The 10,308-nt window shown below is 66.2% G+C and carries 9 protein-coding genes; 1 reads left to right on the top strand and 8 read right to left on the bottom strand.

Annotated elements, in window-relative coordinates; genetic code table 11:
* The 7 genes from EV216_RS17820 to EV216_RS17790 form a co-directional block, all read right to left on the bottom strand.
* Window positions 1–1,074, bottom strand: a 1,074-nt coding sequence (locus tag EV216_RS17820) for a site-specific DNA-methyltransferase (protein WP_207894028.1), incomplete at its 3' end; no start/stop codon positions are given.
* Window positions 1,075–1,160: 86 nt separating this feature from the next.
* A complete protein-coding gene (locus EV216_RS17815) occupies window positions 1,161–2,969 on the bottom strand; it encodes a phage terminase large subunit family protein (RefSeq protein WP_132697202.1) in 1,809 nt (602 codons plus the stop codon).
* The gene (locus EV216_RS17810) at window positions 2,959–3,468 is read right to left on the bottom strand and encodes a hypothetical protein (RefSeq protein ID WP_132697200.1); all 510 of its coding nucleotides are present in this window, start codon (window positions 3,466–3,468) and stop codon (window positions 2,959–2,961) included. The genes EV216_RS17815 and EV216_RS17810 overlap by 11 nt, the downstream gene beginning before the upstream one ends.
* A 360-nt stretch (window positions 3,469–3,828) precedes the next feature.
* Window positions 3,829–6,495, bottom strand: coding sequence for a PriCT-2 domain-containing protein (locus EV216_RS17805; RefSeq protein WP_132697198.1), 2,667 nt, complete (start codon window positions 6,493–6,495; stop codon window positions 3,829–3,831).
* A 3-nt stretch (window positions 6,496–6,498) separates the two neighbouring features.
* Window positions 6,499–6,828: a hypothetical protein gene (locus EV216_RS17800; protein ID WP_132697196.1), complete on the bottom strand. Its 330-nt coding sequence runs from the start codon at window positions 6,826–6,828 to the stop codon at window positions 6,499–6,501.
* Window positions 6,825–7,070 (bottom strand): hypothetical protein, encoded by a 246-nt coding sequence (locus tag EV216_RS17795; RefSeq protein ID WP_233417265.1) that lies wholly within the window; start codon window positions 7,068–7,070, stop codon window positions 6,825–6,827. Before EV216_RS17795 ends, EV216_RS17800 begins: the two co-directional genes overlap by 4 nt.
* A gap of 11 nt (window positions 7,071–7,081) precedes the next feature.
* Window positions 7,082–7,732 (bottom strand): hypothetical protein, encoded by a 651-nt coding sequence (locus tag EV216_RS17790; protein WP_132697194.1) that lies wholly within the window; start codon window positions 7,730–7,732, stop codon window positions 7,082–7,084.
* 187 nt (window positions 7,733–7,919) lie between these two features.
* Between EV216_RS17790 and EV216_RS17785 the strand changes: the two genes are divergently transcribed.
* Window positions 7,920–9,023, top strand: coding sequence for a site-specific integrase (locus tag EV216_RS17785; RefSeq protein ID WP_132697192.1), 1,104 nt, complete (start codon window positions 7,920–7,922; stop codon window positions 9,021–9,023).
* 98 nt (window positions 9,024–9,121) lie between these two features.
* Here the strand turns inward: EV216_RS17785 and EV216_RS18420 are convergent, their stop codons facing one another.
* Window positions 9,122–9,865, bottom strand: a complete 744-nt coding sequence (locus tag EV216_RS18420) for a hypothetical protein (RefSeq protein WP_165899328.1) — start codon at window positions 9,863–9,865, stop codon at window positions 9,122–9,124.
* Between the last annotated feature and the right edge of the window lie 443 nt (window positions 9,866–10,308).

Here is a 10,308-nt window from a genome sequence, read left to right as displayed (position 1 = left end):
ATACGATCGGTGCCCGGAAACGTTCTTCTCTGCGATCATGCTCGCCGCAACCGTCTTGTTCTGGCTATGATCAAGAACGAGTCCTGAGCCTAGGCCGTCATTGTATCGATTTTCGAGCGCGCTCATCCCCACCTGAAGGATTGAGCCGTTCGATGGCTTCAATTCATGGAGGTCGTTCGCGATCAGTTCGAGAGAGGCGCTGAAGGCCTCAATGAAGTCGTCGGTTCCGCGTCTTTCCTCATCCTCGCGCTTGAAGCGGAGGTCGCCTCTGCGAATGAGGCGCGAGGCCGGAATAAGGCTGCGGATCGCTGCTACCTCAGCGAGTTGGCGAACGGCGGTAATGTCTATTTGATCTAGGACGCTGCGAACGCGAAGAATGGCTTCGTACTGCTCTGGCGAAAAGAACTCGCTCTTTCCGAAGGTCGCGCGGTAACTACCGTCCAGCTTCTCATGCTTCAGATAGCTCGCCGTTTTGTCCTTTGCAACCTTTGCGAGCGCCAAGAGCTTCTCGGAATATTCACAACGCGTCTCGTGACTGAGGGTTCGCGCTAGCGATTTTGCCTTGATCACATGGATGCACAGTGGGTTTACATCCGAGAAAAGCCCTGTTTTCCCGAGGCCCATGATGGTCATTGGTGTCGTTCCAGATCCAGCAAATGGATCGAGGACACGCTCTGCGCCATCGCAGTATCGGCTATATACTTCCCATACGAAATCTGGGGAGTACCCCTCGAGATAAGGGAACCAGTTGTGCAACGGATCGTGTCGGCCGCCTGCGAACGTTACCTGGAGTTGGTCTTTGAACGCCCCTTCGTCGGTCAAGAGACCGGAAGCTACATGCTCGCTGAGTCGAATCTTGCAGAAATGGTTGATGTTTGTGCGGGCATCCTGCGCGGCACGTTCGAGGTCATCGAAACTGTCAACGCCGATGAGTTTTCGCAGCCGTGCACTGCTTAGATGTTCTATACTTTGGAAAAGGTCGGCGTCGTCGGGGCCAAAGGCGACTGTAAGCCCGCGACGGCCCCGATGATTTCCCGCCAAGTCGGAAAAGTAGATCGTCTTGTGATGTTGCACTGCCCGCCCCACGTTCCCGGGTTGTTCATTTTGGTTGTAGGTACCATTGCGGACCTGGAGCGTCCACCGAGAAAATGCCTTGCAAGCTACCGCATCCATGCCGACCGGATCACCCGCCCCGTCTCGCGGTCCTGCCGCGCCGACGCCGTCGTCACCCCCTCCACCTCCTCGTTCAGCCTGAGCCCCATGCTGATCAGGCCATGCAGGGCGGCGTGAGCGTAGACGAAGGTGTCGAGGGCCTCGTTGCGCTCGCCGTCGCGCTTGGGCTGCCAGGAGCGGATGGGACGGCCGCGCTCGAAGCGGGTGACGACGCGCTCGGCGGTCAGCTGGCGGAAGTAGTCTGCGTCGAGGCGGCGGGGGAAGTGGATCGAGCCCGGGCCGGGCTCGGTGAGGCGCAGGCGGGCGTAGACCGCGTCCTTCACCGCGTCCACGCCGACGATGAAGAGCGGGATCTTGCCCTTGTTCGTCCGCGTCGGGCGGCGGGGCCAGACCGGGATGCCGGGACCGCCACGGCCCTTGATCGCCCAGATGCGGCGGCCAAGGCGGGTGCGGCAGAACTCGTAGGCCATCTTGGTGTGGTGGCCGCCGGTGTCGATGGCGGCGGCGCGCACGGGCATGTCGAGCCCCGCGGGATGCGGGAAGGTCGCCTGCAGCACCATGTCGAGGTCGGACCAGAGCCGCGGCCCGGATGGGTCGCCCCAGAGCACGCGGTAGTCGATCACCCATGCTTCCTCGTCGCGGCCCCAGCCGAGGATCTGCACCTCGATCCGGTCGCCCTGCACGTCGACGCCTGCGGTCACCACGGCGACCGAGGCGGGCAGCGCCTCGCCCCAGTCCTCTCGCCGCGCCATGAGCGGGTCGGCGGGAACGGTGTCGCCCGCCTGGTCCTCCCAGGACTCGCCCAGCTTGGTGTTGACCCAGACCTGCAGGCGGGGTGGGTCCTTGCGGACCCTGCCATGTTCGGCGGCGATCTCGGCCCATGTCTCCCACGGGGAATAGAGCGCGGAGAGATGGAAGCCCGCGGTGCGGCCGTCGCCTGTCGCGGTCGCGCGCCATTCGCCTACCGCCAGCAGGCGGGGCTTCTCGTGCTCCTGGTGGATGCCGCCGCAGGCCTCGCAGACCAGATGCGCCTGGTCGCGCCGCCCTTCGGGCCAGCGGATGCGCGCCCAGGTGATCGGGGCCATGTCGCCGCAGTGCAGGCAGGGGACATGGTAGAAGCGCCGGTCGCTGTGTTCGAAGGCTGCCTCGATGCGCGAGTGGCCCTTCAGCGTGGGCGTCGAGACCATGTAGATCTTGCGCCGGCCGCGGAAGGTCGCGGTGCGCTGGATAGCCAGATCGACGGGATCGCCTTCGCCATCGGCGTCGCCGGGATAGCCGTCCACCTCGTCGAGGAACAGGTAGCGGACCGGCGTGGAGCGCAGCCCCACCGCGCTGTTCGCCCCGGTCATCACCAGCTGCCCGCCGGGAAAGGATTTGCGGAACAGGCTGTTCCCCGCGTCGCGGGAGCGGGGCGCGGCGACCAGTTCCCGCAGGGCGGGCGTGGCCTCGATCAGCGGGTCGATCCGGACGGTCGTGTTCCTGCGCACCATGTCGAGCGAGGGCATGACCAGCATCGCGATGCCTGGCGCGTTCTGGATGATGTAGCCGATCCAGTTCAGCCCCGCCTCGGAACCGCCCGTCTGTGCGCCCTTCATCAGCACGACGCGCTCGTAAGGGCTGGCGGTCGAGAGCGCGTCCATCACGGCGCGCAGATAGGGCGTGCGGTTCGTGCGCCAGTGCCCCGGCTCTGCCGACGTCGGCGGCAGGATGCGGTGCCGGTCGGCCCAGTCCGAGACCGGGATCGGCGGTTCAGGGCGGATGCCGCGCCGCCAGGCGAGGTCGATGTCAGGCACCATCGCCAAAACTCTCCAGCGGCAGGTCGGCCAGATGTTCGAGATGCTCGCGCATCATCCGGTCGAGGGCGGCGAAGGTGGCGCGGGGATCGGCCCCCACCTCGGCGGCCAGCAGCGGCGCCGTGCGCTGCACCCACGCCATGTGCGCGTCACGTTCGGCACGGGCGCGCGCGAACACGGTCCTGGTGGCGGCGGCGGTGTCGACCAGCTGGCCCTGTTCGCGCTCGAACGCCAACTTGGCGCGTTGGACCTTGACGATCTCATGCAGCCGCTTGGCCTCGGCCAGCGTGGTCGTGGTGCGAGTGGGGACGGCGGCGCCGCCCCGGTTGCGCCGGGCGGGGTCGAGGTTGTCCTCGATCCAGGCGAGCCCCACCGCCACGTCGATCCGCCCGTCCGCGCGCACCGGCAGCCCCTCGGCCACCAGCTGCGAGATGCGCCCTTTGGTCAGCCCGACGCGGGCGGCGAAGGCGGTCTTGGTCTCATGGCTGTCGAGTTTAGTCATTTCCGCCCCCTGACGCTGGCGGGCCAATGCGCTGCGCGTCCCCACATACGGATGTGCGCAGGAGGAACCGCCCGGCGGCCCGCGATCCGGCGTTCCCGATGGCTAACGGAGGTTCTGAAGTTCTCGCGGGCCGTGCCGGGCGTCGCCGTCCGTTGACGAGTTGTCTGGTGGGTTTGGTGGAGATCAGGGGTTTGCTTCGGCCCGCTCCTGAAAACTGTCACGTCATGCGTCGCGGCGTGATGCATGGCGTCACGTGTCGCGACCTTCCACGTCGCTGATACTTTGGGCGACAAACACAGATATCGGCCGGGACAAATCCACCAAAGCCACCAAACCCACCAGACGGATCGGGAATGAACGTCACGCATCGGCACGGCTCCGGAGAATTTCAGAACCGTCGTTGATCGGCGCGATGCCCGGCTCCGCGTGCTCCAGCTGCCAGCGCGTGAACCCTGCCGACACGCCCGCGTTGACCAGGCGCAGCCCGCCCACGATCCGGTTCTGGTGCGATCCGATCCACTTGCCGAGCCGCCTGCCGTTGATCGCGCCGCCTTCGCCAGCGACCCGCAGCAGGGCCTCGCGGAACTCGGGATGCACGAACTCGGCGCGACCGTAGAGCTGCGGTCGCTGCTCGGTTGCGCGCTCGATCACGTCGCGGACGTTGGCTGGTTGCAGGCCGATCACCTCGCGCCAGCCTTCCAGGACCGAGGTCAGCGCCTCGAGCTTCGGGTCTGCGCCGCGCAACTCCTCCATCGTGTCGCAGGGATCGGCCTCGCCCAGCCAGATCAGGGCGTCGCGGATCCAGCGCGACCAGTCGGTGAAGGAGCCGAGCGGCGAGCGCTGCTGCGGTCGGCCGGCGACATGGAACGCGCGCAGCACTGTCAGCCCGGCCGAGACGTAGTCGCCGCGCCGCTCGGTCACCATCGCAAGTGGATCGCGGTCGAAGGCCCGCAACTCGGGCCTCTCCACCCCGGCGTCGAGCGTGGCGCGGAGCGCGCGGCGGGTCATGTCGCCCTCGAAGGTGAGGTTGTTCCCGGTGGCGAAGATGGCCGCGTTGCTCGGCACCTCGGCGTTCACGGACTTGCCGAGGATCCTGACCTTGAGGCTCGTCTGCGTCATTGTCTGGCAGAGAAGCTCGCCGCCCAGCGGTTCCTCGCAGTTGTCGATGGCGATCAACACGTCGCCCGCGATCAGCGCCGCGCCCAGCCGTTTCTCCATTTCCTCCTCGGACTTGCCCTGCGCGATCACCGGTGCGGGACGGGCGGTGGCGATCAGGCTGGCGAGGTCCACCAACATGGATTTGCCCGTGCCAGCCGTCGGCGCGTTGAAGCCGTGGAGCGGCGACGTCGGCAGCGAGCGGCGCACCAGCGCGGTCAGGATGGCCGATAGGGCGACGGCGCGATCGCCGTCCGTCACGAAGGGGAAGGTCGAGATCAGGTCCCTGAGATAGGCCAGAGCGCGCAACGCCATGTCCCGGTCGGGGTCGCATGGCAGCGCGGGAAACTGCACATCCTGCGGATCGAACAGCAGCCCGGTCTGCGCATCGTAGCCGGGCAGGTCGAGGATCGAGCCGTCGGGGCGCAGGGTCGGGCAGTTGATGATCCCGGTCAGCACCGGCAAGCGCCACTGGCCCTCGCGCGCCAGGAAGGTCTCCGCGATCTTGTGCGGACAGTCGGTGCTGAGCCACTCGCCCTCGCGCTTGTCGAACCGCTTCCAGTTCGCCGCGCGGGTGAAGGCCTCGGCCATGTGGTGCGCCTTGACGTCGACCAGCCGGGGGGCGTCGACCGTGCGCCCATCCGAGACCGCCACCGGCACCATCGCCGGGCGCACCACCATGCTGCCACGCTGATAGTAACCGAGCCCCGCCTGCATCAGCGCGCCCTCGGCCATGTCGACGGCCCGGTGCAGGAATCCCGCAAAGATGCGGATCACCGGGCGGCCGTCTCCGTCGTCATCGTCGGCATCCTGGTCGTCTGGAATACGAGCGCGCGAGGTTCGCACCCGCTCCACCCGTTCCGCGCGCCAGCCGTTCTGCCGTGCGAGCCAGAACAGCGTGCCCACGGTCACGCTGCGGACGGACGAGAAGCTGTCCCATTTCTCGGCGGTGTATTCCGGATCGTTCTTGTCGGCCCGCGCCGACCAACCCTCCCAGAGGTCGCGACCGTCCGGCCCGAGCGCGGCGTAGAGCGCGAGCCCGACCTTGATCCAGTCGTCATAGGGCAGGTCATTATTCGGGATGTGGGCGAAGGCCTCCTCGACCAGCTCGCGCGATGGCGCCTGGTTTCGCTTGAGCCCCGCGGCCTTGCGGCCTTCGCGCTCGATCTCGCGGCGGTCGGCGGTGCTGTAGCCGCCGACCTTGCGCAGATACTTCTCGGCTGCAGCGATGAACGCGGCGCACCGTTCCTTCGTCACCGGCGGCAGCGCCTCCAGCGGCACATCGAGCGGCGAGCATTCGGGCCAGTAATAGGGCGCCTTCGTGTCCGGGTGGATGCCGAAGGCCACGAACTGTTGCCCGGTTGCGAGGATCTCGACGCGCGCCACCGTGCCGTCGAGCATGTGGAACTCGGGCGTCTGGATCTTGTCGAACGGCTCGTCCGTCCGGAAGATCAGCAGGATCTTCGGCGCGCGCCCGATCCGGCAGGCGGGCGTCATGCCGAGCATCTCGGTCGCGATGCAGGTCACCCTGTGGGCATGCTGATGGTCGAGCACGTCGATGTCGATGCCGACCAGCGTCCCGCAGAGCAGGCCGGTGTTGGTGCAGTTGCGCTGCGCCTTCGTCCAGCGGGCGATCTCGGCCTCGTCGGCGCTGGCGCAGACGGTCTCCCAGCCCTTCATCATCGGCCGCTTGCCCGCGGCCTTCATGGCGACATGCGCGCCCAGCACCGGCACCGGGCGATAGCCGTGGCGATGCAGCTGTAGGCGCAGTTCGGTCGGGTCCTCAAGCTCGGCGGCGGGCGCCGCGGTGGACGCATCCGCCGACGCCTTGTCGCGGGCCGTGTCTTCGGTCGTGCGGATGGCGTCCTCCATGGCTCACTCCCCGTCCAGGACCCAGGCGGCGAAGTCGTCGTTCCAGTGCTCCTCCGGCCCGTCGCCGCTGCCGACGAACCGGACGAAACCGTAGTAGACCTTGCCGGCCAGATGCCGCGGGTCGCGCTCGTAGGCCGTGGTGGCCCGCAGATCGTGCTCGAGCTCGGCGCGAAGCCTGTCCAGCGCAGCGAGAGACCGGTCGGCCTCCTGGTAGGTCAGGGTGCCGGGCACCGCCGAGGTCATGACGTGCATCAGCGCGTCGCGGCACTCCCGGAGGCGATTCCCGATGACGACGTGATCGTCGGTCGAAAGCGGGATGCGGAAGTCGCTCATCGCGCGGCCTCCTGCTGCTCGATCCAGTCGAGAAGCCGCGATTTGCGTGCGCAGATCACGTTGCCCATGCGGAAGGTGGGCATCCGCACCTTGGCCTCGCTGGCGTAGTAGTAGACCTTCCGCCGCTCCTTCGCGTCGCCGAAGACGAAGAGCGCGATGGCGTCAGCGCCTCGCAACAGATCCTCGGCCAGCGTCGGGCAAACCTCTCCTGTGGCGGGTCCAGCCCGCAAATGCTCCTGCATGTCCTGTCCTCCTAGGTGCGGATCAGCGCGCCGAGCGCGATGATCGTTCTCTGACTTACGGCGAACGTGACCATCGCATCGCCGCCCTCGTGAAATCCGGATGCCTCCATCAGCTTGCGCAGCTGCGCCTTCGGTGGCGCGAAGCTGGCGATCATCACGGTCCGGTCGGGCAACAGCCCGTCGCTGGACCCTGCGAGGGAGACGGATGCGGTGTGGAACCGCCGCTCGACCTCGATCTTCATGAAGGGGAGCATGACGCTGCCGAGCGCCGCATCGAGCGCACCATCCCGCGCCGCCACGATCAACCCGGCCAGCATCTCCCCGAATGTCCGGACCTGCGTCAGCGCCCGCATTGCCTCTGGCAGAGGGAGCCAGGCGTCCTGCTCGTCCTCGGGCATGGTGTCCTGGCTGTGCAGGTCCTCGACGGGGAATTCCCAGAACCGCTGCGACGCCTCGACCGCGTCCTTCACCTGATCTGCCGCCATGATTGCGAGAAGGAGTCGTGCGCAATCCTCGGGCGTCATGTCGGCGGCGCCGGGCCCGCGCCCGCCAGTGGAAATCAGCCGCTCCTTCCGCAGCGCGCGCGCGATCACCGACACCGTCTGCTCGGGCATCGGCAGAACCTGCGCGAGGGTGGGGATGAGGTCGCTGAGCTTTGCCATCGAGGCGGGGTCTCCTGAGCTTGTTTCGGACTTTAGGTTCAAAACCTCTGGCGCACAAGATGGTTTCGGACTAAAAATCCATTACTGGCTTCCGAGGCGGTCGGTTTCGCCTCGCTATGCCGCGCGAAGGATGGCAATGCGGAAGGCTGACGATGCTCAACGCATTGTCTAGAATGAGGAAAATCGGATGGCGACGATCCGGAAGCGAACACTGCCCTCGGGCCTGGTGCGCTGGCAGGTCGATTTCACCGACCAGGCCGGCAAGCGCCGCTCGAAGCTGTTCCCGCGCCGGAAGGATGCCGACGTCTATCTCGTGAAGGTCCGCTCGCTCGTCGCCAACAACACCTATCTGGCCGACAGCGAGAGCATCACCGTGGCCGACGCCGCGAAGGCGTGGCTCGACCATTGCGAGGTCCGGTGCAAGACGGGGCGGCGGATGGAGCGGTCCACGCTCCGCGGCTACAGCGACTATGTTCGGCTGCACATCACGGTTCCCGAGGTCGGGATCGGGGACAAGCTGATCGTCCAGCTGACCCGCCGCCATGTGAACGAGTTCCGCGACCGGCTGCTGCTGAACGGCCGGTCCGAGCATCTGACCCGCCGCGCGCTCTCGGTACTGAAGCTGCTGCTCGACCACGCCATCGACAATGGCCAGCTTTTCACCAACGCGGCGCAGGGCGTGCGGGTGATCAAGTCGAGCCGGATCGACTACAAGGCGCCGGTGCCGTCGAAGGAGACGATCCGCGCGCTGATCGAGGCGGCCGACGAGGACTTCAAGCCGCACCTGATCGTCTCGGCCCTGACCGGCCTGCGCGCCTCGGAACTGCGCGGCCTGCGCTGGCAGGACGTGGATTTCGAGAAGGGCTTCATCTACGTGCGCCAGCGCGCCGACGCCTACAACCAGATGGGCGAGCCGAAATCGCGCGCGGGCTATCGCGATATCCCCGCCGGGCCGATGGTGCTGAACGCCCTGCGGCGCTGGAAGCTGCGCTGCCCGAAGAGCGAGCTCGGGCTGGTGTTCCCCGCGCCGCGCGGCGGCGTCCTCCAGCACACCAACACTCAGTCCCGGTTCCGCAAGCTGCAGGAGGACGTCGGCGTGAAGCTGCGCTGGCACGACCTGCGCCACTTCGCCGTGTCGCTCTGGATCGAGCAGGGGTTCTCGATCAAGGAGGTGATGACCTTCGCGGGCCATTCCTCGATCCAGATGACCATGGAGCGCTACGGCCACCTCTTCCCGTCACCCGACCACCAGAACGCGATGGCCGAGGTCGAGGCCAAGCTGCTGGGGTGATCGATTCCGAGTGGCGGCTGCTGAATGCTTCGCCCGGTTCACCCGTATGACCCGGATCGGCCCTCACCAACGCCCCTGTTGCGGGGCTTTGAACCGCTCTACCGAAATGGCTCAGGCTCATAGGCCGCCTTGGCCACCACCTTGCTGGCATCCCCACGCGACCGATATCGGCCGATCATGTCGCCGCTGGCGGCGTCGTCGACCTCCTGCACCCGATAGAGCGTCAGGCTCTTGTCGCTGTTGGGCTTGAGCTGGAAGACCCGGCCGTTCTTGCGGCAATAGATGAATTTCGAGCCCTTGATCTGGGTCCAGGGACAATCGGCATAGGACAGGAGCCGCCGCTCCCGCTCCAGACGCGCCTCTTCCGACCGCCGCTCCGCCTCCGCACGCTCCTCGTCGCGCAGACGCTGCCACTGCGCGCCCACGTAGTCCGACAGGCGCCCGATGATGGCGGGCATTTCCGTGCCAGCCTCTTTCTCGCCCTGGTAGATGGCCAGACATTCGGCCTCGAGCTTCGGTTCCGGATCTCCGAGGTATTCCTCCTCGATCATGGCCTTCATGCGCTGCTCGAGATCGGTCATCGTCAGGGCCGGGCCAGGCAGGCCATTCAGGAAGGCGAGCATGTCGTCCTTCGGGATCCAGCAGTCTATCGCCGAGGCCAGGACCTTGTCCCGCGGGCCTTCCCACTTCTTCCAGATGGAGCTGTCCTGATCCAGTTTCGTGACGATCTCGAGGGCCAGTTTGGCGAGGGACCGCGGCTCTCGCATGTGGCGCAGGGAGGGGCTGCGCACATAGTCGGCCAGCAGGCTGTAAACTCCTGAGGTTCGCTGATTCATGAACATGCGGCTTTCCCGTTTCTTCCCAATGATTTGCGTCTGCTCCGTGCGACACGACGCCGACGTCGCCAGCCAAGAATTCCTCTAAATATTTGCTATTGAAAGACTATTCCGGCCCCGGCGGGTTGCCTCATAACCTGAAGGTCGTAGGTTCAAATCCTACCCCCGCAACCAGAATTTCCAATCATATCAAAGGCTTCAATCCCGAGTGAAACACTGGGGATATTCAGTCGCGCGTTTACATCAACGCCGCCACCGGATTTTGACATTCGGCAGCACCCGACGACAATCACCAACATCCGCCGACACAAAAGCACCCTCGCGGGGGCTTTCGGCGTTCCGGATCTAGCCGACTGGTCTTGCCCCCGTTTCACCGGACACTCAGGCGGTTGCGGTTTGAGCTGCGATGACCTCGCGGGGCGCGCGCATTTTCAGCCCTGAGTGCGGGT

The sequence above is a fragment of the Rhodovulum steppense genome (assembly GCF_004339675.1).
GTDB classification, from domain to species: domain Bacteria; phylum Pseudomonadota; class Alphaproteobacteria; order Rhodobacterales; family Rhodobacteraceae; genus Rhodovulum; species Rhodovulum steppense.
The sequence above is the reverse complement of the archived record's forward strand: the minus strand, read 5'-3'. Positions and strand labels throughout refer to the sequence as shown.